This is a genomic window from Nocardiopsis changdeensis (assembly GCF_018316655.1).
GTDB lineage: Bacteria > Actinomycetota > Actinomycetes > Streptosporangiales > Streptosporangiaceae > Nocardiopsis > Nocardiopsis changdeensis.
On sequence record NZ_CP074133.1, the window covers coordinates 540,940 to 563,635 of the forward strand.

At 73.0% G+C, this 22,696-nt stretch carries 21 protein-coding genes; 12 read left to right on the forward strand and 9 right to left on the reverse strand.

Annotated features, from left to right (window positions below; all coding sequences use genetic code 11):
* Positions 1 to 2 precede the first annotated feature (2 nt).
* A complete protein-coding gene (locus tag KGD84_RS02640) occupies positions 3 to 464 on the reverse strand; it encodes a sterol carrier family protein (RefSeq protein ID WP_220564531.1) in 462 nt (153 codons plus the stop codon).
* Positions 465 to 1,127: 663 nt separating this feature from the next.
* On the opposite strand from KGD84_RS02640, the gene KGD84_RS02645 reads away from it, so the two are divergent.
* Positions 1,128 to 1,745, forward strand: a complete 618-nt coding sequence (locus tag KGD84_RS02645; protein WP_220564532.1) for a DUF47 domain-containing protein — start codon at positions 1,128 to 1,130, stop codon at positions 1,743 to 1,745.
* Positions 1,746 to 1,764: 19 nt separating this feature from the next.
* Here KGD84_RS02645 and KGD84_RS02650 read toward each other — a convergent pair whose 3' ends face one another.
* A complete protein-coding gene (locus tag KGD84_RS02650; RefSeq protein ID WP_220564533.1) occupies positions 1,765 to 2,778 on the reverse strand; it encodes a hypothetical protein in 1,014 nt (337 codons plus the stop codon).
* Positions 2,779 to 2,861: 83 nt separating this feature from the next.
* Between KGD84_RS02650 and KGD84_RS02655 the strand changes: the two genes are divergently transcribed.
* Positions 2,862 to 3,317 (forward strand): PaaI family thioesterase, encoded by a 456-nt coding sequence (locus KGD84_RS02655; protein WP_220564534.1) that lies wholly within the window; start codon positions 2,862 to 2,864, stop codon positions 3,315 to 3,317.
* Here KGD84_RS02655 and KGD84_RS02660 read toward each other — a convergent pair.
* Positions 3,304 to 4,266 carry a nucleoside hydrolase gene (locus KGD84_RS02660; protein ID WP_220564535.1) on the reverse strand — a complete coding sequence of 321 codons (963 nt, stop codon included), beginning with the start codon at positions 4,264 to 4,266 and terminating at the stop codon, positions 3,304 to 3,306. The genes KGD84_RS02655 and KGD84_RS02660 overlap by 14 nt on opposite strands.
* A 358-nt stretch (positions 4,267 to 4,624) precedes the next feature.
* On the opposite strand from KGD84_RS02660, the gene KGD84_RS02665 reads away from it, so the two are divergent.
* Positions 4,625 to 4,966: an SH3 domain-containing protein gene (locus KGD84_RS02665; protein WP_220564536.1), complete on the forward strand. Its 342-nt coding sequence runs from the start codon at positions 4,625 to 4,627 to the stop codon at positions 4,964 to 4,966.
* 316 nt (positions 4,967 to 5,282) lie between these two features.
* Here the strand turns inward: KGD84_RS02665 and pstB are convergent, their stop codons facing one another.
* The 6 genes from pstB to KGD84_RS02695 all read right to left on the reverse strand — a co-directional run bounded on the left by pstB (position 5,283) and on the right by KGD84_RS02695 (position 11,931).
* The gene (gene pstB / locus KGD84_RS02670; protein ID WP_220564537.1) at positions 5,283 to 6,062 is read right to left on the reverse strand and encodes a phosphate ABC transporter ATP-binding protein PstB; all 780 of its coding nucleotides are present in this window, start codon (positions 6,060 to 6,062) and stop codon (positions 5,283 to 5,285) included.
* 32 nt (positions 6,063 to 6,094) lie between these two features.
* On the reverse strand, positions 6,095 to 7,180 hold the full coding sequence (gene pstA, locus KGD84_RS02675; RefSeq protein WP_220564538.1) for a phosphate ABC transporter permease PstA: 1,086 nt from the start codon (positions 7,178 to 7,180) through the stop codon (positions 6,095 to 6,097).
* A complete protein-coding gene (gene pstC, locus KGD84_RS02680; RefSeq protein WP_220564539.1) occupies positions 7,180 to 8,142 on the reverse strand; it encodes a phosphate ABC transporter permease subunit PstC in 963 nt (320 codons plus the stop codon). The genes pstA and pstC overlap by 1 nt, the downstream gene beginning before the upstream one ends.
* A gap of 317 nt (positions 8,143 to 8,459) precedes the next feature.
* Entirely contained in the window at positions 8,460 to 9,446 is a 987-nt protein-coding gene (mshD, locus tag KGD84_RS02685; protein WP_220564540.1) for a mycothiol synthase, read from the reverse strand.
* A gap of 144 nt (positions 9,447 to 9,590) precedes the next feature.
* A complete protein-coding gene (locus KGD84_RS02690) occupies positions 9,591 to 10,589 on the reverse strand; it encodes a hypothetical protein (RefSeq protein WP_220564541.1) in 999 nt (332 codons plus the stop codon).
* 559 nt (positions 10,590 to 11,148) lie between these two features.
* Positions 11,149 to 11,931 carry a winged helix-turn-helix transcriptional regulator gene (locus KGD84_RS02695; protein ID WP_220564542.1) on the reverse strand — a complete coding sequence of 261 codons (783 nt, stop codon included), beginning with the start codon at positions 11,929 to 11,931 and terminating at the stop codon, positions 11,149 to 11,151.
* A gap of 109 nt (positions 11,932 to 12,040) precedes the next feature.
* On the opposite strand from KGD84_RS02695, the gene KGD84_RS02700 reads away from it, so the two are divergent.
* The 9 genes from KGD84_RS02700 to KGD84_RS02740 all read left to right on the forward strand — a co-directional run bounded on the left by KGD84_RS02700 (position 12,041) and on the right by KGD84_RS02740 (position 22,484).
* Positions 12,041 to 12,298 (forward strand): MoaD/ThiS family protein, encoded by a 258-nt coding sequence (locus KGD84_RS02700; RefSeq protein ID WP_220564543.1) that lies wholly within the window; start codon positions 12,041 to 12,043, stop codon positions 12,296 to 12,298.
* 34 nt (positions 12,299 to 12,332) lie between these two features.
* Positions 12,333 to 12,599, forward strand: coding sequence for a glutaredoxin family protein (locus KGD84_RS02705; RefSeq protein ID WP_220564544.1), 267 nt, complete (start codon positions 12,333 to 12,335; stop codon positions 12,597 to 12,599).
* Positions 12,600 to 13,164: 565 nt separating this feature from the next.
* Positions 13,165 to 13,860 carry a redox-sensing transcriptional repressor Rex gene (locus KGD84_RS02710; protein WP_220564545.1) on the forward strand — a complete coding sequence of 232 codons (696 nt, stop codon included), beginning with the start codon at positions 13,165 to 13,167 and terminating at the stop codon, positions 13,858 to 13,860.
* Positions 13,861 to 14,023: 163 nt separating this feature from the next.
* The gene (locus KGD84_RS02715; protein WP_220564546.1) at positions 14,024 to 15,496 is read left to right on the forward strand and encodes a glutamyl-tRNA reductase; all 1,473 of its coding nucleotides are present in this window, start codon (positions 14,024 to 14,026) and stop codon (positions 15,494 to 15,496) included.
* The gene (gene hemC, locus KGD84_RS02720) at positions 15,493 to 16,470 is read left to right on the forward strand and encodes a hydroxymethylbilane synthase (protein WP_220564547.1); all 978 of its coding nucleotides are present in this window, start codon (positions 15,493 to 15,495) and stop codon (positions 16,468 to 16,470) included. The genes KGD84_RS02715 and hemC overlap by 4 nt, the downstream gene beginning before the upstream one ends.
* A 117-nt stretch (positions 16,471 to 16,587) precedes the next feature.
* On the forward strand, positions 16,588 to 18,267 hold the full coding sequence (locus KGD84_RS02725) for a bifunctional uroporphyrinogen-III C-methyltransferase/uroporphyrinogen-III synthase (RefSeq protein WP_220564548.1): 1,680 nt from the start codon (positions 16,588 to 16,590) through the stop codon (positions 18,265 to 18,267).
* Positions 18,268 to 18,312: 45 nt separating this feature from the next.
* Complete coding sequence (hemB, locus tag KGD84_RS02730) at positions 18,313 to 19,311, forward strand: porphobilinogen synthase (protein WP_220564549.1); 999 nt, start codon at positions 18,313 to 18,315, stop codon at positions 19,309 to 19,311.
* Between the two features lie 93 nt (positions 19,312 to 19,404).
* A complete protein-coding gene (locus tag KGD84_RS02735) occupies positions 19,405 to 20,064 on the forward strand; it encodes a bifunctional DNA primase/polymerase (RefSeq protein WP_220564550.1) in 660 nt (219 codons plus the stop codon).
* 683 nt (positions 20,065 to 20,747) lie between these two features.
* On the forward strand, positions 20,748 to 22,484 hold the full coding sequence (locus KGD84_RS02740; RefSeq protein WP_255646994.1) for a glycoside hydrolase family 6 protein: 1,737 nt from the start codon (positions 20,748 to 20,750) through the stop codon (positions 22,482 to 22,484).
* Positions 22,485 to 22,696 lie beyond the last annotated feature (212 nt).

A 22,696-nucleotide genomic window follows, 5' to 3' on the forward strand; every position in this document is an offset into this window, starting at 1 on the left:
GCTCACAGCTTAGTGCCTGGGGACGAGGGCGGGACCACCCGGGGCCACAGGGGCAGGTGTTCGGACAGGTCGGAGCGGGTACCGCTGGCCTGGACCTCCCCGTCCGCGATCGCCTGCCCCCAGGCGGTTCCGCCCGTCGCCAGGCGCAGCCAGACGGCGGGGGAGGTCTCCACCACACCGGGAGGGGTGCCCCGGGTGTGACGTGGGCCCTCGATCGCCTGTACGGCTCCGAACGGCGGGACGCGGACCTCCAGGGAGTTGCCGGGCGCCCGGTCGGCGAGCAGGGCCAGGGAGGCCCGCACGGCGAGTTTCACCAGCTTGGGCGCGACGCCGGGGGCCATCGCGGTGCGCACGAGCAGGGCCACGGCGTCTTCGGGTCCCAGGTTCTCGGGGGTGGTGGCGCCCGCCTCGGCCAGGGCCAGCCGGACCCGGCGCACCAGTGCGGGAGTGAGGTTGGACGGCATGGGACCGAGCCTAGATGCACCGGCCCGAGAGGTCGGGAACGCGGGAGGTGGGAGGCCCTCTCCGTTCGTGTGAGGCGGGACGGGTGTCACCGGCCTCCCCGGCCGGTGCACCCGGATCGTGTTCTCCGGGCCCCGCTCCGGTTCGGCCCGCCCGCCGTCCCCGGCCGGAGGCCCGCGACCACGGGCCCTTCTGGGGCCTCCGGCCCCGGTGACACCGGAGAACACCCGGGAACAGGCCCCGGACGGCGTCGGGGAGGTGGCGGCCGGGGGTCCGGGGGACCGGATCGGCCGGTGCCGGGCAACGGGCGGGTGAACGAGGGGGATACTTGCCATTGCCGCCCAATGGCCCGAAAGTGGACATCGGAGAACCGTGGGGTCGGCGTCCACCGGTCTCCCACCGATCGGGTGATTCGTGTCTCAGCGCACCGCTGGTCAGCGGGCCCGGAACACGGTAGCGTCCCGAACCGTCCCGGTGTCGTTGAGATTGGGAGGAATGCGATGGGCCCCTTCCCCCAGGGAGTTCCACGCACCGGTGCCGCCGAGTGAACGAGGGATGACCGCGCACGCGATCGACGCGACGGACCCTCGCGTCAAGACGAGCCGCTCGGCGGACCCGCTTAACATCCACCAAGGAAGACCCACCGCACCATCGGGAGAGACGACGTGCGCCTGCGTTTGCGCCCGCGTGATGACAGCTACTACGAGATGTTCACCGATTCGGCGAACAATTTGGTCATCGCGGCCCGCCTTCTGGTGGAGCTGATGAGCGACGGTGCCGACCGAGAGGCCATCACCGAGAAGATGCGCGCCTGCGAGCACGCGGGCGACGACGCCACGCACGCGATCATGCGCCGCCTCAACAAGAGCTCGGCACCCCCCATGCACCGGGAGGACATCTACCGGCTGGCCTCCAACCTCGACGACGTCATGGACTCGATGGAGGCGGCGGTCGACCTCATCGGCCTGTACGGCCTGGAGCGCCTCCCCAAGGGCATCATCGACCAGATCGAGGTGCTGGAGCGTGCCGCCGAGCTGACCGCCGAGGCCATGCCGCGGCTGCGCACCATGCAGGACCTCACCCGGTACTGGATCGAGATCAACCAGCTGGAGAACCAGGCGGACAGGATCTACCGCAAGCTCCTGGCCAAGCTGTTCAGCGGCGAGTACGACGCGCTGACGGTGCTCAAGCTCAAGGACGTCATCGAGGAGCTGGAGACGGCCGCGGACGCGTTCGAGCACGTGGCGAACACGGTGGAGAGCATCGTCGTCAAGAACGGCTGAGCCGCGCCCCGGCCGGGACTCAGGGCACGTCGCCGGAGAACACCAGCGGCGGGTACAGCGGCTCGCCCTCCTCGTCGTAGAACTCCAGGGTCCACCGCAGGGGCACGTCGCCCTCGGTGATGAGGCAGTCCGCGTCCCAGCTCCCGCTTCGGCCGGGTGCGAGGCTCCGCGGCGGGTCCACGCTCTCGCCCATGGCGGGTGCGATGGACTCCTGGAGCGGATCGCCGACGGCGCAGGTGTCCAGCGGCGATCCGGTGTGCACGGGGGCGCCGGTGCCGTTGGTGGCGGTGACCGTCCAGGCGAAGTAGTGCAGGGCGTCGTACTGCGGCTCCCGCGGGGTCTCCTCCTCGCCCCACTCGTCCTCCCCGGGGCCCTCGCTCGGCTGCTCGGGGACCTCCTCCGGGGACTCCCCGGCGGGGTCGTCCCCTTCGGCGGACTCCTCCTCGGCGGGGCCGGTGCCCTCGGGGGACTCCCCGCCGGTCCCCTCCTCCCCGGGGGCGGTGTCCCCGGGCGACTCCCCGCCGGATCCCTCCTCCCCAGGGGAGGCGTCCTCGGGGGACTCCCCGCCGGAGGGCCCGTCCTGCGGGGGCTCCCCGGGAGACTCCCCCTCATCCGGCTCCTCCGGGGACTCCCCGCCCTCCGGCGGCCCCTCCCGCGGAGTGGCGCCGTCCCCGGGCTCCCGGGGCGCGAGCCGGTCCTCGTCCCCCTCCGTCCGGCGCTCCACCGGGCCCATGCTCACCGAGAAGCCGTCCGCGAACGTGTGGGAGCCGCCCAGGGGCAGGTGGACGGCCGCGCCCCCGCCGGGCTCCTCCGTCCTGCCCGGACCGCTGTCGGACCCCTCCTGCTCCCCCTGGCCGCCGGGCGGCCGCGACGGGGGCTCCGAGGCGGGCCCGGACGGGCTCCCCGACGGCGGGGGAGCGGTCTCGGTCCGCTCCCCCTCCCCGCCGGTGGTGTCGACACCGACGGGGCCGCAGGCGGTCGCGTACACCAGGGCCGCGGCCGCCGCGGCGGAGGCGAGTGTGGAAGTCTGCACGGTGGATCCTCCTCCCCTGAGGCGGACCCTAGGTGACATATCCCCACAAAAGGGTCAAAGCGCGTAGAAGAAAGCGGGACCGCATGTCCACCGAGAACCCCGAGCCCGGAACCGCGCCGCTCTCCGGGGCCGACGCCCTGGCCCTGGCCGCGGCGGTGCTGGACGCCCAGCCGTTCAGCAGGCTGATCGGCGCCCGGGTCACCCGCTTCGCCCCGGGCGACGCGGTCCTGGAACTGGACGTGCGCGACGAGCTGCTCCAGCAGAACGGCTTCCTGCACGGCGGCGTGCTCTCCTACGCCGCGGACAACGCGCTCACCTTCGCCGGGGGCACCGTGCTGGGCCCGTCGGTCCTCACCGGCGGCTTCACCATCGAGTACCTGCGCCCGGCCCGTGGCGTCCGCCTCAGCGCCCGCGCGCACGTGGTCGAGCACACCCGCCGCCGCGCCCTGTGCCGCTGCGACCTGGTGATGGCCGACGCCGAGGGCGGCGAGACGACCGTCGCCGCCGCCCAGGGCGTCATCACGTTCACAGGCCGGTGATCTCGCGCTCCGGCGCGGTCTCGCGGGCCAGCACGCCCTTGATCAGCTCGTAGAACGCCTCGGAGTCGATCTCCTCGACCACCCGGGCGTTGGGCTCCAGGCCGTGCACGCCCCACGACATGGCCGAGTAGCCCCGGGTCAGCTCCCCGGCGGTCTCCACGTCCACGTGGTACGGCGAGGCCCTGCGCACCAGCTCGGGGTGGAGCAGCACCGCGGCGGTCAGCGAGTCGGGGTGCGTGGTGCCGTCGATGCCGACCCTGCGGTCGAACTCCAGGGTCGCCGCGCAGATGCGGGTGAAGAACCGCGACAGGGGCGTGCCCAGCGCGGCGATCTCGTCCAGGCGCTCCTGCCCGAACACGGCCTGGCGCAGCGTGAGCGGGTCCCAGGGCACCACGGTGATCTCGAAGCCGGCGGAGAACACCGTCTTGGCCGCCTCGGGGTCCACGTAGAAGTTGAACTCGGCGGCGGCGGTGATGTTGCCGCGGCCGTTGTTGGAGCCGCCCATGATGAACAGCGACTTCACGTTCCGCGCGAAGCCGGGGTCCTTCACCACCGCGGCGGCGATGTTGGTGAGCGGGCCGATCGCCACGATCGACAGCTCGCCGGGGGCCTCGGCGGCCATCCGCACCAGGGCGTCCACGGCGTGCTCGGCCTCCGGTACCAGGCCCTCCTGCGCCATGGCCAGCCCTCCGGAGCCGTCTCCGTGCACGTCCTCGGCGCTCACCCACTCGCGCACCAGCGGCCGCCGGCAGCCCAGGTACACGGGCACCGCGGGCGTCCCGGCGACGTTCAGCGTCATGAACGCGTTGCGGACCTGCTGGTCGAAGCCCACGTTCCCGGCGACCATCGTGATCGCCCGCAGGTCGGCCGCCGGATCCAGCAGGCCGACCAGCAGGGCGACGCAGTCGTCCTGCGCGGTATCGGTGTCGATCACCAACGGCACGGTCATGCGGTTCCCCCAGACGAACGAACGGGAGCCCGCCGCGGGCCCCCTCCCGGTCCCATTCAACCCCGCCGGCGGGAGCGGTCCACGTCACGTCGGGTCTCGGGACGGGCGCGTGCGGCGCACGGGGTCCGGCCCTCCCGCGCGGGATGATAAGCCGGGCAAAGGGTCGGGTCAATACTCGAATGAGGCTTTCAGGGATCTTCTCCGAGAAAGAGGAGAGGGTGGCCTGATGTGGTCGGAATCATGCGTGGAATGGGCTTCCCCGTTACTCTGGGCGTGGATTCCAGAGGCCTTGCCCGCCACGGGATTCCACCCTCGGCCGAGGTCCCCCGATCAAGCCTTGAATGATGGAGGAAAGCCTGTGAAGGCCACGAAGTCCCGTCGGCTCGCCCGCGGTCTGGCGACCATGGCGGCCACCGCCGGTGCCGTCGTCATCGGCCTGTCCGCCCCCGCCCAGGCGGCCCCCGCGCCGGAGCAGGCGCCGGCGGCCGCCGCCGTCTGGTGCACCTACAAGGTCAGCGCCAGCGGCGGCCTGAACATCCGCAGCGGCCCCGGAACCGGCTACTCCATCGTGGGTTCGCTGGCCAACGGCGCGATCGTGAACGCGACCCAGACCACCACCAACGGCTTCCGGCAGATCGGCTCCAGCCGGTGGGTCTCGGCCAGCTACCTGATCAAGCAGCCGGGTAACTGCTTCACCTGATCCTCCGCCCGACCCCGGGTCCCGGCCGGGCCCCCGCCCGGCCGGGACGGCGCGCGCCCACCGCCCCCCGAATTGGGGAAACGGTGGACAACGCCTTTCGCGACCCTTTTCCCGGTTCTCCGGAATGAACGCAAAAGGGCCCCGGATCGGTTATCCGATTCACTTCCGGACGCCCTCCGGTCCACGCCGGAGGGCCGTCGGCATTTCCTCCCGCCCACCCCCGGGCGGCCCTGCGCCCCGCCCGCGGCGCGCTCCCGCACACGAAGGGGGCCCGTGTCCACGGGCCCCCTTCGGGAGGACGTTCGGCGCGGGGCGGTTACCCGAAGCGGCCGGTGATGTAGTTCTCGGTCTCCTTCTTTTCGGGACGGGTGAAGATCTTGTTCGTCTCGCCCATCTCGATCAGCTTCCCGGGCTTGCCCGGGGCCGACAGGTTGAAGAAGGCCGTGCGGTCCGAGACGCGGGCCGCCTGCTGCATGTTGTGGGTGACGATCACGATCGTGTAGTCCTCCTTCAGCTTGTGAATGAGGTCCTCGATCGCCAGCGTCGAGATCGGGTCCAGCGCCGAGCACGGCTCGTCCATGAGCAGCACCGACGGCTTGACCGCCGTGGCCCGCGCGATGCACAGGCGCTGCTGCTGGCCGCCGGACAGGCCCGAACCGGGCTTGTTCAGCCGGTCCTTGACCTCTTCCCACAGGTTGGCGCCGCGCAGCGACTCCTCGACCAGGTCGTCGGCGGCGGCCTTGCTCATCCGCTTGTTGTTGAGGCGGGCCCCCGCGAGCACGTTCTCGTAGATCGACATCGTCGGGAACGGGTTGGCCTTCTGGAACACCATCCCGACCTCGCTGCGGACCATCACCGGGTCCACGTCGGGCGCGTAGATGTCCATGTCGTCCAGGAGCACCTTGCCCTCGGCGCGGGCGCCGGGGGTGACCTCGTGCATCCGGTTGAGGGTGCGCAGGAAGGTGGACTTCCCGCAGCCGGAGGACCCGATGAACGCCGTCACCGAACGCGGCTCGATGGTCATTGACACGTCCTCCACAGCGAGGAAGTCGCTGTAGTAGACGTGGAGTCCGGAGACGTCGATTCGTTTCGCCACTGGATGTTCCTCGTGATTGCCGGGTTGGCGGGCTAGCGGGACTTCGGCGCGAACAGGCGGCCGATCATGCGGGCCAGGAAGAAGAGCAGCATCACCACGAGGATGAGCGTCAGCGCGGCCGCCCAGGCCCTCTCGTAGTTGACCGCGCCGCCCATGCGGACCTGCGAGTAGATGAACACGGGAAGGCTCATCATCTGCCCGTCGAACAGGTTCCAGTTGATCGAGACCGCCGACGACCCCGCGGTGAGGATCAGCGGCGCCGTCTCTCCGATAACACGCGCGATGGCGAGCATGATTCCGGTGGTCAGGCCGGCGGCCGACGTGGGGAGCACCACCTTGGTGATGGTCCGCCACTTGGGCACGCCCAGCGCGTAGGAGGCCTCGCGCAGGTCTTGCGGGACCAGGCGGAGCATCTCCTCGCTGGAGCGCACCACGACCGGGATCATCAGCACGGCCAGCGAGATCGCGCCCGCGGCGCCGTTGGTCTTGCCGGGGCCGAACAGCAGGATCCACAGGGCCACCACGAACAGGCCGGCGACGATGGACGGGATGCCCGTCATGACGTCGACGAAGAACATGATGGTGCGCTTCATCCGCCCCCGCGCGTACTCCACCAGGTACACGGCGGTCATCACGCCGACCGGCACCGCGATGAGCGTGGCCATGCCGGTGATGGCCAGGGTGCCGACGATCGCGTGGTAGGCGCCGCCGGCGTCCATGCTCGGCAGCACGCCGTTCATGGAGACCGACAGGAAGTACCCGTCGAACCGGGCCATGCCGTTGCCGAGCACCGTCCACAGCACCGACACCAGCGGCAGCATCGCCAGGGTGAAGCACAGGTAGACGAGCGAGGTGACCAGGCGGTCCTTGGCCTTGCGGCCGCCCTCGACACGGGCGGAGGCCGCCACCACGATCACCGTGTAGGCGAGCGCGGTGAGCACGCCCCACAGCACGAACCCGAAGGACGAGAAGGCCAGCAGGACGCCCGCGACCACGGCGGCCGAGGAGGCCAGCAGGGCGGGCGGGAAGTAGCGGGGCAGCGAGCCGCCGCGCAGGTCGCGCCGGGGGGCGCCGGAGCCCGGGCCGGGGTCGGTGGGCTGAGCGGTCGTCAGGCTCATCAGGACTCCTTGTTGCCGCGCGCCACGATGTAGCGGGCGCCCATGTTGACGACCAGGGTGATCGCGAACAGCACCAGGCCGGCGGCGATCAGCGCGGACACGCCGTATCCGGTGGCCTCGGGGTACTGGAGCGCGATGTGCCCGGCGATGGTCTGGTTGCCGCTCTGGAGCAGGTTCCAGGAGACGGCCAGCGAGGGCGACAGGATCATGGCGACGGCCATGGTCTCGCCCAGGGCGCGTCCCATGCCGAGCATGGCGCCGCCGACGACGCCGGACTTGCCGAAGGGCAGGACGGCCAGGCGGATCATCTCCCAGCGGGTGGCGCCCATGGCCAGGGCGGCCTCCCGGTGCCCCTGCGGGACCTGGTGGAACACGTCGCGGGACATGGCGGTGATGATCGGCAGGATCATCACGGCGAGCACGATCCCCGCGGTGAGGATGGTGCGGGCCGAGGTGGAGGCGGGCCCGGCGAAGAGCGGGATCCAGCCGAAATTGCGGGCCAGCCCCTCGTAGACGGGGACGAGCTGGGGGGCGAGGAACCCGATGCCCCACAGGCCGTAGACCACGCTGGGGATCGCGGCGAGCAGGTCCACCAGGTAGCCCAGCAGGGCGGCGAGGCGGCGCGGCGCGTAGTAGACGATGAACAGCGCGATGCCGATGGCGACCGGGGTGGCCAGCAGCAGCGCGATGGCGGCGGCCAGGACGGTGCCGAACGCCAGGGCCCCCACGCCGAACGCGGGGTTCTCGCGGACGTTGGCGTCCCAGGACTGGTCGGTGATGAAGTTCGCCGTGTTCGCGGCCAGCGACGGCCAGGCCTGAACGATCAGGAAGGCGGCGACGCCCGCGAGGATCACGAGGATCAGGATGCCCGAGCCTCGGGCGAGCCCGGCGAATGCGACATCGCCGATCCGGCGCCTGCCCTTGGGCGGTGGTGCCACCGTGGGCGCGTCCGTCGTCGTCATGTATCGGCTCCGGTTCGGAAGGGTTCAGTGCTGCCCACCAGCCCCCTGCGGGTGGGTTCCGGACCCTTGTCGGGTTCGGGTGTCCTCCCCGGGGGTTCACCCCGCGGGAGGCCGCCGCGACCGCCGAACGCCGAGAGGTCGCGATGCGCCGAATGCGAAGGTAGGCCCACTAGGTGACGAGTTGTCCCAAGGAAGGTGAACGGGAAATGAACGGGATGTCGCACTCCCGTGGCGGCCAAGGGTTTGGCCGGTTAATGTGATGAGCGGCACGTGCGGGCAGACCCTCTCCACGGGTCTACTGCCCACCACGCGCCCCCTCATTCCTCGCCCGGCGGCTCCTCCGGCGGCGCGTACATCACGTCGGTGTCCCAGATCTCGAAGCCCAGCGAGGTGTACAGCCGCACGGCCGCCTCGTTGTCCCCGTCGACGTACAGGTGCACCCAGGGCAGCCCGGCGTCGCGCAGGTGCCGCAGCCCCTCCAGGGTGAGCGCCCGGCCCAGGCCGGTGCCCTGCCACTGGGGGTCCACGCCCACCACGTACACCTCGCCGACGGGTTCGCCGTCGGTCAGCCCGGCGCCGTCGGCGTGCACCTTGGTCCAGTGGTACGCGGCGACCCGCCCGTCCTTGCCGGTGGCCAGGAAGAACCCGTTCGGGTCGAACCAGTCCTCGACCTCGCGCTGCAGCAGGTCGTCCAGGGTGAGCCTGCCCTGTTCGGGGTGGTGGGCGAAGGCGCGGGCGTTGGTGTCGAGCCAGGCCTGCTCGTCCTGCCCCACCACGAACGCGCGCACCTCGACCCGGTCGGCGACCTGGGGGCGCAGCACGGGAGGGGGCAGCTCCGGAGCGGTCCGCGGCCCGCCCTTCTCCTCGGCGGCGATGTCGCGCAGCGGCATGCGCATCTTGTGGAGCTCGCGGACGGCCCGCCAACCGTCCTCCTCGGCCACCGCCACCGCCTGCGGGGTGCGGCCGTGCGCCCACACCCGGACGCCGTTCGCGCCGGCGTCCCGGTGGACGGAGTGCAGCAGGGCGGTGCCGTGCCCGCGCCCCCGGTGGGCGGGGTCGACGACGACCTCCCCGGAGTCGGGCTCGTCCTCGCCGCGTTCGACGAACGCGAAGCCCACGACGCGGCCGTCCTCGGAGACCACGTGGAAGCGCGCGCTCCCGGAGGGCGCGCCGTGGCGGACGCGCAGCAGGGTGTGTTCGGACAGGGGGGCCACGCCGTCGGTTCTGCGGGCGGCCTCGGCGAGCGTCAGCACCTGGTCGGCCGTCGCGGCCGCCAGGTCGTCGGTGACCAGCGGGGTGCTCATGGACCGAAAGCCTACGACGACAGGCCCGTGAAGATTCCGTTGGCCTCGCCCGTGGCGTTCCGCGTCTGGTCGGAAGGGGTCCGGACACGGGCGCGCCCCGGCCCCGCCGGCGCGGGACCGGGGCGCGCCCGGCCGGTTCGGGTGTCAGCCCTTGCGGCGGCGCCCCTGGTAGCCGCCCGTGCCGGGGCGGACCCGGCGGGTGGGGGCCAGCGGGGCGGCCAGCAGCAGGGTGAGCAGGAAGGCGGCGAGCAGCACCGCGGGGGCCATGTTCGGTCCCATGTCGGTGTGCTCGGCGGCCACCTCGGTCTGCGCCGCGTCGTCGGACCCGGTCGGGGTGGCCAGTGGCAGGGTCGCCAGGTCCTCGCCGGGCAGCACGTCGGGCAGGTCGGCCTCGTTCCGGGGCAGGGTCGGGATGTTCGAGCCCGTGGTGGGCACGTCGCTGACACTGCTGCGCGGACGGTCGGGCGTGGAGGGCCGGGACGTGGTGCCGCTGGAGGGCCGCGACGAGGGCCGGCCGCTCGTCTCGGAACCCGGGGCGGTGGGGGTGGCCGACGGGGTGGGCCGGCCGCTCGGGGTCGGGGAGGGGGTCTCGGCGGGCGGGTCCGGGCGGGTGGGGGTCGGCGACGGCGTCGGGGAGGGCGACGGGCTCGGCCCGGTGATGGTGACCGCCCACACCCCGGAGGAGATGCTGTGCACGTCGCCCGGGGGCGTGGTGCAGCCGGTCTCCGGGTCGGCGGCGGCGAAGGTCAGGGTGGCGACCACGTCGGTCGACCGCCGCGGGGAGCCGGTCACCATGACGGTGTCCGAGGCGCCGGCGGCGAGCTGTCCGGCGGCGAAGCCGTGCCCCTGGAAGCCGCCGCCGATCTCCAGCCCGATCACGCAGATGTCGAGGGTGCCGGTGTTGCTCAGGGTGAGCGTGTTGGGCGGCGCGGGGGTGCCCAGCGCGACGCTGTCCGCGTCGCGCGCGAAGGCGACCGCGGCGACCGGCGCCGGCGTCGGGGAGGGGGACGGACCGCCCGGGTCCGTGGGCTGCGCGATGGCGGGGGAGGCCACCGCGACCAGTGTGGATCCGACGAACGCGGCACCGAGGGCGATGCCCAGGCGTCGGAGGGTGAGCGGGGTGTTCGCGGCGCTGGTGGACATCAGGGCGGGTTCACTCCTCAAGGGTGGTGCGCCATGCAGGGGTCCGCACCCGTCGGGGGAGCCATGCCGCGCCTGGCCTGGCCTCGGGGTGCTCCACAGATCTTAGGCCGTCCCCGCTCCGAACACGAGGCCCCACGACGCACCGTTGTCCACCCGTCACCCGCCCGTCCCCCGCTGTCCGCCGCGGTCCGCCCACCCGCCGTCCACCCCGGACCCGCCGCGCCCGCCGCCGGAAGTGCCCCTGCCCGTGCGGTCTTCGGACCGGTCCGGCCCCGGACCTAGGCGACCCGCGGGTGCCCTCCGTGTACAGGCGAGGTGTGCGGGGAACGCGTCTGGGAACGGGGCGCCTCCGTGCGCAGGAGGCCGCGGCCCGTGTGTCCGGCCGCGCCGGGGGCGGTCCCGGGCATGGGCGTTCCGCGGGTGCCTTCGTGCACTCGGGGGCCGCGGCCGACGTGTCCGGCCGCGCGGCGGTCCCGGGCGGGGCGCGGCGCTCCGGACGTACGGCGCGGGGCCGCCCCGACGGGGCGGCCCCGCGCCGTACGAACGTGCGGGCGTCCGGTCAGCCGGTGGCGGCCTCCCGGCGGGCGGAGGGCAGCGCCTCGCCGCCCTCGCCGGACGGGGAGGGGGCGGCCCCGGACGGCTGCCCCTTGCCGACGGGGTCGGGCACGAAGCGGTAGCCGACGTTGCGGACGGTCCCGATCAGGGACTCGTACTCCGAGCCCAGCTTGGCGCGCAGCCGCCGCACGTGGACGTCGATGGTGCGGGTGCCGCCGAAGTAGTCGTAGCCCCACACCTCCTGGAGCAGTTGCGCCCGCGTGAACACCCGGCCGGGGTGCTGGGCCAGGAACTTCAGCAGCTCGAACTCCTTGAAGGTGAGGTCGAGGATGCGCCCGCGCAGCCGGGCGATGTAGGTGGCCTCGTCGATGACCAGGTCGCCGCGGCGGATCTCGTCGGGGTCGTCGGTGCCCGCGTCGGCGGATCCGATGGCCAGCCGCAACCGGGCCTCCACCTCGGCGGGACCGGCGGCGGTGAGGATGAAGTCGTTCACCTGCCAGTCCGGGGTGAGCGCGGCGACGCCGCCCTCGGTGAGGATGACGAGCAGCGGACAGTCCAGGCCCGTGGTGTCCAGCAGGCGGCAGAAGTTCCGGGCGGCCGCCAGGTCGGTACGGGCGTCGACCAGAATGGCGTCGACCGGGGCGCTGGAGCCGGTCCCGGCGCCGGACGCCAGGAGTGCGCCGGCTTCGGCAGGCGCCACCCGCACGGAGTGCAGGAGGAGGCCGAGAGCGGGCAGCACGTGATCGGACGGTTCGTTGGAGTTCGTCAACAGAAGCAGATGGCTCATGCGTCTCTTCCCGTCATCCCGCGCTATGCGGACGATCGAAGGCGCCATTGCCCCCGGTGAAGATTTGTTTAATACGTCGCCTCCGAGCAACACCAAGGATAATCAACAGATGGCGAAGTGCACTATCAGGTACTGGGCCGCGGCCAAGGAAGCGGCGGGAATCGCCGAGGAGCCGGTCCTTGCGGCGACTCTCGGCGAGGCGCTCGACGCGGCGCGCCGACTCCACCCCGACGACCGCTTTCAGCGGGTTCTCGGGGTTTCCTCGTTCCTGGTCGACGAGAAGCCGGTCGGCCGGCGGGCCCATGGTGACGTTCCGGTCACGGATGGGACTGTGATCGAGGTCCTACCGCCCTTCGCGGGTGGGTGAGGTGCTCGAAAAGGCTGCGGAATCCGGAGGAAACATGACGGAAACCCCTGAGTGGGCGGGGCGTGCGCGCGTGGTGATGCTCGGCAGGGACGGGTGCCATCTGTGCGAGGACGCCTGGAAGGTGATCGGCGCGGTCGCCGCCGAGACGGGCGCGAGCCGCGCCGAGGTGTCGCTGACCGAGGTGGGGGAGGCCGACCGGGAGGAGTACTGGGACAAGATCCCGGTCACTTTCGTCGACGGCGCCCGGCATGATTTCTGGCGGGTGGACGAAGGCCGTCTGCGCGCCGCGCTCAACGGCTGAACGGCACCGGAATCGTTCTGTTGCGAAAGCGGGATCGGCGTGTGAACGGGTTTCCCATTCACGCGCTTTCACCACCGGAACGGTCGTCGGGGGGACGGGGGCGACACCGCGCCCCATCGGGCCCGTTCCGGGCACGGGATCGTCGGATCATCCCGGCCCGGCGGTCCGCGGGACCGGCGGGCCGGGCCGCCGCTGGGAACTTATGAGCGCGGCGTCACAAGCGACCCCACTTTGTGCGTGCTTTCACAAGCGCGTAACCTAGGGCGTGTTCGGTGGCCGCCTCCGGCCGTCCGGCGCTCGCGCCGGCCGCGGGGGGCACCCTCCGGGCGATCTCTCGCAGGACGACCGGCGGGGGCGCTCCCACCGCGCCCCGTCCGGCGGGTCCCGCGGCGCCGCGCGGCGGGCCGTCGGGGGCCGGCCGTCCGAGCGCGGCCGGAGCCGCCGTGCGGGAGGTGGCCCGGCGGTCGCGCCCCGGGGGCCGGACACGGCCCCGGCCACCCGACAGCCCTCCGGGGGCGTGCCCCCGGCCCCGCGCCCGCACGACCGCCCTCAGGAGCACCCGCCCGTGACAAGTCGTCCGCCCAGGCCCCGGGAGAGGGGAATCCCGGAGGCCACCGTCGCCCGGCTCCCCGTCTACCTGCGCACCCTGCAGGCGCTCCAGGACCGGGGCACTCTCACGGTCTCGTCGGAGGACCTGGCGTCGGCCGCCGGGGTGAACTCCGCCAAACTCCGCAAGGACCTCTCCCACCTGGGGTCCTACGGAACGCGAGGGGTCGGCTACGAGGTCCGGTACCTCGTGTACCAGATCTCGCGTGAACTTGGTCTCACCCAGGACTGGGCCGTCGCCATCGTCGGCATCGGCAACCTGGGGCGCGCCCTCGCCAACTACGGGGGGTTCGGGACCCGAGGGTTCCGCATCGCGGCCCTGCTCGACGCCGACCCCGCCATGGTGGGGCGGCGCGTCGCCTCACTCGACGTGGGGCATATTGACACCCTGGAAACGGTTGTCCGCGACAAGGGCGTCTCCATAGGGGTGATCACCACGCCGGCCGCGTCCGCGCAGGCGGTCGCGACCCGCTTCGTCGGGGCGGGGGTGAGCAGCATCCTCAACTTCGCGCCGGTGGTGCTGAATGTGCCGGACGGGGTCGATGTGCGTAAGGTCGACTTGTCCATCGAACTCCAGATCCTCGCCTTCCACGCGCAGCGCCGCAACGGCGACGAGGGCCACGGCGCGGAGCCGGCGGGACTGGAACTGACATGAACGAACCGCGGGGCGGCGCCCCGCGGACCGGGTCGCGAGGCCTGCATGAGCGGCGGCGGTGAGCGAGCGTCCGCCGCGCTTTCCGGGGGGCCGCCCGCAGTGCGCGGGGGCCCTGGCGGAGCATGAAGAGACGCTGATGTAGTGCCTGCATAGGAGAATGCGGATGAGTGTCCTGGCCGTGGGGTTGAGCCACCGGAGTTCGCCGGTGGCGCTCCTGGAGCGCGTCGCGCTGAACGGGGAGACGCGGGCCAAGGCCGTCGAGGAGATGCTCGGCACCGAGTCCGTCAACGAGGTGATGGTGGTCTCCACCTGCAACCGGACGGAGATCTACGCCGACGTCGACGCCTTCCACGGCGGTGTCGCCGCCGTGACCGAGCTGCTGTCCTGGCACACCGGCGTCCCCCTGGCCGAGCTGTCCGAGCACATGTACGTGCACTACGAGGACCGCGCGGTCCAGCACCTGTTCTCCGTCACCTGTGGCCTGGACTCCATGGTCCTGGGCGAGGGCCAGATCCTCGGCCAGGTCCGCGACGCCCTCAAGGCCGGACAGGAGACCGGCTCCGTCGGCCGCGTCCTCAACGACCTGGGCCAGCGCGCCCTGCGCGTGGGCAAGCGCGCCCACACCGAGACCCACCTGGACCACGCCGGGGCCGACATGGTGAGCTTCGGCCTCACCGTGGCCCTGCGCCGCCTGGGCACCGGCCCCACCGGCGGCGGCGAGGTCACCGCCGACCGCACCGTCCAGCGGCTCGGCGCCACGCCGCCGGTCGGCTGCCCGATGTCCGCGGCCGAGGGCGACACCGCCGACGCGCCGGGCATCGCCCGCGCCACCTCCGGGCCCCTGGCCGGGACGCGCGTCCTGATCCTGGGCGCGGGCTCCATGAGCGCCCTGTCCGCCAACACCGTCGCCCGCCAGGGCGCGGCCACCGTCGTCGTGGCCAACCGCACCCGCGAGCGCGCCGACCGCCTCGCCGAGTGCCTCACCGAGGCCTACGACGGCGTCACCGCCCGCTCCGTCCCCTTCGCGGACGCCGCCGCGGTGCTGTCCGAGGTCGACCTGGTCATCTCCTGCACCGGCGCCCAGGGCCTGGTGCTGACCGCCGATGCCGTCGCCGCCGCCACCGCGGGCCGCACCCGGCCGCTGGTCTTCCTCGACCTCGCGCTGCCCCACGACATCGACCACGCCGTGCGCGACCTGCCGGGGGTCCACCTCGTCGACATCGAGGACCTGCGCCGGGCCGCCTCCCACGGCGGCGGCACCGGGGCGGGCCGGGGCGGCGCCCTCGAACTCGTCCGCGGGATCGTGGACGAGGAGGTCTCCGAGTTCCGCACCGTCCGCCGGGCCGCCCAGGTCGCCCCTACCGTCGTTGCCCTGCGCGCCCAGGCCCGCGACGTGGTGGAGGCCGAGCTGGACCGCCTGCACGGCCGGCTGCCCGAGGACCTGGACGACCGCACCCGCGAGGAGATCACCCGCGCGATGCGCCGCGTCGCCGACAAGCTCCTGCACAGACCCACCGTGCGGGTCAAGGAGCTGGCCGCCGCCCCCGACGGGGAGTCCTACGAGGCGGCCCTGCGCGAACTGTTCGACCTCGACACCACGACCACGGCGGCCCGCGCCGCCCAGGAGAAGGCATGACCGGCACCACCGGGCCCGCCAGGCTCGCCACCCGTCGCAGCAACATGGCCACCAGCCAGTCCCGGCTGGTCGCCGACGCCATCACCGAGCGGACGGGACGGGCCATCGAACTGGTGCTGATCACCAGCTTCGGCGACGTCACCAAGGCCCACCTGACCCAGCTCGGCGGCACCGGCGTGTTCGTCAACGCCCTGCGCGACGAGCTGGCGGCCGACACCGTGGACTTCGCGGTCCACTCCCTCAAGGACCTGCCCACCACGCCCGCCGACGGCCTGGTCCTGGCCGCCATCCCCGAACGCGACGACCCCCGCGACGCCCTGTGCGCCCGCGACGGCCTCGAGTTCGCCGACCTGCCCGCCGGGGCCAGGATCGGCACCGGTTCGCCGCGCCGCGTCGCCCAGCTCGCCGCCCTGCGCCCCGACCTGGAGTACGTGCCGATCCGCGGCAACGCCGAGACCCGCCTGGGCAAGGTCGCCTCCGGCGAGCTCGACGCCGTCGTCCTGGCCTACGCCGGGCTGGTCCGGGTGGGCCGCATGGCCGACGTCACCGACGTCTTCGACCCCGAGCTGGTGCTGCCCGCCCCCGGCCAGGGCGCCCTGGCCGTGGAGTGCCGCGCCGACCGGGCCGAGGGGGACCTCGCCTACCTGTCCGCCGTGGACCACCCGGCCACCCGCCTCGCGGTCGTCGCCGAGCGCACCGTGCTGTCCGAGCTCGAAGCGGGCTGCGCGGCGCCGGTGGGCGCCCACGCCCTCTACGACGCCGACAGCGGTGAGCTGCGGCTGCGCGCCGCCGTGGTGGCCACCGACGGCTCCGAGTCGGTGCGCGGCGAACGCGCCGCCGCCGTCGGGGGCCCCACCGACGTGGAGGGCGCCGCCGCCCTGGGCCGCGAGCTGGCCCGCGCCATGATCGCCGACGGTGCCGACCGCATCGTCGCGGACGCCTTCGCGGAGAGGGACGCCCCGCCCGCACCCTGAGCCGGAGCCCGCCGACGGGCACGCCCGCCGTTCCCGCCCGCGTCCCGGGACACGGGCGGGAACGGCGGCGGCACGGTCCAGTGGCAACCCCATCCAGTGGCAGCACAGAGGAGTCACGTGAACGCCAACGCCAATCCTTCGCCGGAGGAGCGCGCAGCCGTCCGACCCGGGCACGTCGCCCTGGTCGGTGCCGGGCCGGGCGGGGCCGGGCTGCTGACCCTGCGCGGCGCCGAGCTGCTGCGCGACGCCGACGTGGTCATCACGCCGCGCGAGCCCGCCGCCGAGGACCTGGCGGGCTTCCGAGAGGAACTCCTCACCCACTGCCGCGAGGACGTCACCACCGCCCGGGCCGAGGACATCGGCGACGTCGACGCCTTCGCCCTGGCCCGCGCCCGAGAGGGCCTGCGGGTGGTGCGGCTCTACTCCGGCGACCCGTTCTTCGGCTGCCGCGGCGCCGAGCTGGTCCTGGCCTGCCGGGAGGCGGGCGTCGAGGTGGAGGTCGCCCCCGGCGTCTCCTCCGTCACCGCCGTCCCGGCCTTCGCCGGCATCCCTCTGATGGGCCACGGCACCCCCGAGGTTCGCATCCTCAACGCCCGCGCCCGCGGCGCCGAGGTGGACTGGCACGAGGCCGCCGCGAGCGACGCGCCCCTGCTGATCCTGGGGGGCGACGCCCCCGCGGAGGAGCCCGCCGAGTTCCAGGGCCCCGGGTTCGACGTGCTGTGCAAGACCCTCATCGCCGGGGGGCGGCCCGCCACCACGCCGGTCGCCGTCGTCCGCGCCGGGGGCACCACCCGCCAGACCACCGTGGCCTCCACCCTGGGCCGCCTGGTCGCCGAGCTCAAGGCCAAGGACGCCAAGGGCCACCACCTCACCGCCCCGGCGATGATGGTCGTCGGCGCCCCGGCCGGCCGCCACGCCGAGCTGTCCTGGTACGAGGGCCGCCCGCTGTTCGGCTGGCGGGTGCTGGTGCCCCGCACCAAGGAGCAGGCCGCCGCCCTCTCCGAGCAGCTGCGCGACCACGGCGCCGTGCCCGAGGAGGTGCCCACCATCTCGGTGGAGCCGCCGCGCACCCCGCAGCAGATGGAGCGCGCCGTCCGCGGCCTGGTCACCGGCCGCTACCAGTGGGTGGCCTTCACCTCCGTCAACGCGGTCAAGGCGATCCGCGAGCGGCTGGAGTCCTACGGCCTGGACGCGCGCGCGTTCGCCGGGGTCAAGGTCGCCGTCGTCGGCGAGGCCACCGCCCGCGCGGTCCGCGAGTTCGGGATCCAGCCCGACCTCGCCCCGCCCGACGACGCCCAGTCCAGTGCCGGGCTGGTGTCGGTGTGGCCGCCCTACGACGCCGAGATCGACCCCATCGAGCGGGTGCTGCTGCCGCGCGCCGACATCGCCACCGAGACCCTGGCCGCGGGCCTCACCGACCTGGGCTGGGAGATCGACGACGTCACCGCCTACCGGACCGTCCGGGCGGCGCCCCCGCCCGCCCCCGTCCGAGAGGCGATCAAGGGCGGCGGTTTCGACGCGGTGCTGTTCACGTCCTCCTCCACGGTGCGCAACCTGGTGGGGATCGCGGGCAAGCCGCACAACACCACCGTCATCGCCGTGATCGGCCCCGAGACCGAGAAGACCGCCATAGAGTTCGGACTGCGGGTCGACGTCGTGGCACCCAAAGCCTCCGTTTCGGCCCTCGTGGACGCGCTTTCGGAGTACGGTGCGGCCAAGCGCCGTGAGGCGATCGAGGCGGGCAAGCCCGTTCTCAAGCCGAGCCAGAAGCGCCGCGGACGCCGCCGCAAGCTCTGAGCCGCCCCCGTCACCAGCACGAACCAGCCTTCCTCAGGAGTACCCATGGACACCACCGGTCGCGAAGCGGCCTACCCCGCCGCCCGGCCGCGCCGCCTGCGCCGGGGCCCGGCGCTGCGCCGCCTGGTCGCCGAGACGCGGGTGCTGCCGGAGAACCTGGTCCTGCCGCTGTTCGTCAAGGAGGGGATCGACGAGCCGGTCGCGATCTCGTCCATGCCGGGCCAGTTCCAGCACACCCGCGACAGCCTGCGCCGGGCCGCCCACGAGGCGGCCGAGGCCGGGGTCGGCGGCGTCATCCTGTTCGGCATCCCCGCGCACAAGGACGAGCGCGGCTCCGCGGCCGACGACCCGCACGGGATCGTCCAGGAGGCGCTGCGCGACCTGTCCAAGGACGTGGGCGACGCCCTGGTGGTCATGGCCGACCTGTGCCTGTGCGAGTACACCTCGCACGGCCACTGCGGCCCGCTGGAGGCCGACGGGCACGTGGACAACGACCTGACCCTGGAGCGGTACGCGTCCATCGCCGCCGCCCAGGCCGAGGCGGGCGCCGCCGTGGTCGCCCCCAGCGGCATGATGGACGGCCAGGTCGCGGCGATCCGCGCCGGGCTGGACCGGGCCGGGTTCGCCCAGGTACCGATCCTGGCCTACGCGGCCAAGTACGCCTCCTCGTTCTACGGCCCGTTCCGGGAGGCCGCCGAGGGCGCGCCGCAGTTCGGGGACCGGTCCGGGTACCAGCAGGACCCGGCCAACGCCCGGGAGGCGCTGCGCGAGGTGGCCCTGGACGTCGCCGAGGGCGCGGACATGGTGATGGTCAAACCGGGCCTGGCCTACCTCGACATCATCGCCAAGGTGGCCGAGGCCTCCCCGGTGCCCGTGTCGGCCTACCAGGTCAGCGGCGAGTACGCCATGATCGAGGCGGCGGCGGAGCGCGGGTGGATCGACCGCGAGCGGGCGATCCTGGAGACCCTCACCTCCTACCGGCGGGCGGGGGCCGAGCAGGTGCTCACGTACTGGGCGACCGAGGCGGCACGCCTGCTCCGGTAGCGCGACCGGTTCGCCCACCCCGGTCGCGGTCGCCGGGTGCGGGTCCGGGTTCAGGACCGCACCTGGAACACCGAGAACACCGGGGAGGGCTCCATGGCCGATGTGTTGTACCGACGGAAGCGGCGTCCGGCGATGGACGGCATGGTCGACGCCGCGCTGGGCTACGCCGCACTGGGCTGGCCCGTGGTGCGGGGCGCCGCACCGGGCGAGGACCGCGCCTGCAACTGCGAGCGGCTGGGCTGTCCGGACCCGGCGGCCCATCCGGCGACCATGGCCTGGGGTGTGGAGGCCAGCACCGACACCGACACGATCCGCCGGTGGTGGGCGGCCGACCCCGAGGCCAACGTGATCCTGCCGACGGGGCGGGTCTTCGACGTCTTCGACGTGCCGCGCGAGGCCGGCGTGATGGCGCTGGCGCGGATGGGCCGGGCGGGCGTGCCCGCGGGCCCGGTGGCGGCGCTGGGGTCGCGGTACCTGTTCTTCGTGGCGACCCGGTCGCCGGTCGACGAGGACGAGTGGTGGTCCTGCCACCTGGACTGCGTCCCCGAGGCGATCGAGGACATGCCGGGCCTGCGCTGGCACTGCCGGGACAGCTTTGTCCTGGGTGCCCCGTCCCGGCTGCCGGGCGGGGGCCGGGTGAGCTGGATCCGCACTCCGCGCGACTCCGGCGGCTCGGTGGTGCTGCCGGACCCGATCGCGGTCCTGGGCATCCTGGCCGACGCCAGCGAGGAGTTCGGCGACACCGGCCGCTGACGGCCGGCGGGCGGGAGCGGCGCGCTCCCGCTCCCGTGCGCGGCGCCCCGGCACGCGGTACCCCCGGGGGCGGTGCTCCTGTGCAGGGTGGCGGCGGAGGACGGGCGACGGGCCCGGCCGCGGGCGGCGGGCGCACACGGTCCCGGGAGCCCGCGCGGCCGCGGACTTTCGCTTTCTTTCGGTGTTTTCGGGGTCTTGACAATCCACGCGCGACCCCTATCGGTAACACCATTGTTCGGGCAGTTGTTCACTTGTGTCACACGGTTCACGCCATTATCGCGTCGACCTGCGAGCTTAATGCCCGTTCACCTGGAGTTTCGCGATGGGCTGCCGTCCCATCCGGCACGAAATCTCTTTTTCATTCGCTGTTTACATATCACCATTGCGTGGCTACTCTCGTGGGAGCGCTCCCGAACAGAGCGCTACCGCCCTCCCTGGCCCCAGCGGCCCGCCTGCCCCCGACCGCTCCGTCGCCCGACCGGGATTCCCGCCCTTCATGGGAGCGCTCCCGGACCCGGGTCGTCCCCGCCGGAGAAAAGCCATGCCCCGCTCCCCGCCATTCCCACGGCCATGCCTCGGATTCCCCGCAGTCGTCGCGTCCCGCGCGACACCATCTTTCCTTTCCCTACGGATCACCCCCCTCCGCAAGGAAGAAGCAGAAGATGAGAAGAATCCACAGTGCCGTGACACCCGGACCGTCGCGCGCACGCAGAGGGCCGGCCGCCCTGTCCGCCCTTGTGGTGGGCACCGCTCTGGCCGTCGTCCCCGCCTCCCCCGCCAGCGCCGAAGCCGGCTGTGCCGTCGACTACACGGTCAGTGACTGGGGCTCGGGCTTCACCGCGAACGTCGAGATCACCAACCTGGGCGACCCGGTCGACGACTGGACCCTGGAGTGGTCCTTCCCCGGCAACCAGCAGATCGGCAATCTGTGGGGCGGCACCCACACCCAGAGCGGGGCCAACGTCTCCGTCTCCGACGCCGGGTACAACGCCGCCATCGCCACCGACGGCTCGGTGTCCTTCGGGTTCAACGCGAACTACAGCGGCTCGAACGCGGCCCCGCTCGCGTTCGAGCTCAACGGCGTCCTGTGCGACGGCGCGGTCGACCCCGACCCGGATCCCGACCCCGATCCCGACCCGGATCCGGACCCCTCCGGCCGCGTGGACAACCCCTACGTCGGGGCCGACGTCTACGTGAACCCGATCTGGTCGGCGAACGCCGCCGCCGAGCCCGGCGGTGAGGCGGTGGCGGACCAGCCCACCGGTGTGTGGCTCGACCGCATCGGCGCCATCGAGGGCAACGACAGCCCCACCACCGGTTCCATGGGCCTGCGCGACCACCTGGACGAGGCCGTGGAGCAGGCGGGCGGCGAGCCCCTGGTGTTCCAGGTCGTCATCTACAACCTGCCCGGCCGCGACTGCGCCGCCCTGGCCTCCAACGGCGAGCTCGGCCCCGACGAGATCGACCGCTACAAGAACGAGTACATCGACCCGATCGCCGACATCCTCGCCGACTACGAGGACACCGAGCTGCGCATCGTGACCACGGTGGAGATCGACTCGCTGCCCAACCTGGTCACCAACGTCACCCCGCGGCCCACCGCCACCCCCGAGTGCGACGAGATGCTGGCCAACGGCAACTACGTCGAGGGCGTCGGCTACGCCCTGGCGACCCTGGGCGCCATCGACAACGTCTACAACTACGTGGACGCCGGCCACCACGGCTGGATCGGCTGGGACAGCAACTTCGTCCCGTCCGCCCAGATCTTCTACCAGGCCGCCAACGCCGCCGGGGCCACCCCCGACGACGTGCACGGCTTCATCGCCAACACCGCCAACTACTCGGCCCTGGAGGAGGAGAACTTCTCCGTCGACCAGACCATCGGCGGCGTCCCGGTCCGCCAGTCCGACTGGGTCGACTGGAACTACTACGTCGACGAGCTGAGCTTCGCCCAGGCACTGCGCCAGGAACTGGTCTCCCAGGGCTTCTCGTCCGACATCGGGATGCTCATCGACACCTCCCGCAACGGCTGGGGCGGTCCCGACCGGCCCACCGGCCCGGGGCCCGAGACCGACGTGAACGCCTACGTGGACGGCGGCCGCTACGACCGGCGCATCAACCCGGGCAACTGGTGCAACCAGGCCGGGGCCGGACTGGGTGAGCGCCCGCAGGCCGCACCCGAGGCCGGGATCGACGCCTACGTGTGGATGAAGCCGCCGGGCGAGTCCGACGGTTCCAGCGAGTTCATCGAGAACCCCGAGGGCAAGGGTTTCGACCGGATGTGCGACCCCACCTACGAGGGCAACGTGCGCAACGGCAACAGCATGAGCGGGGCGCTGCCCGACGCCCCGATCTCCGGCCACTGGTTCTCCGCCCAGTTCCAGGAGCTGCTGGACAACGCCTACCCGCCGCTCGACTGACCGGAGGCGGCCACCGGCCCCGCGGCCGGTGACCGCCCCTCCCGACTCCGGCGGCCCCCGGGCACCCTCGAGCGGACGCACCGCCCGGGCCGTCGGTCCCCACCCGGTCCCCTCCGCCTCTCGGGGACCGGACGCCGGGCGGGGATCCCGGAACGATCCCCGCCCGGCCCCACACCACCCGAACCCCCCTCTCGGTCCCGCCGCGTGCGGGT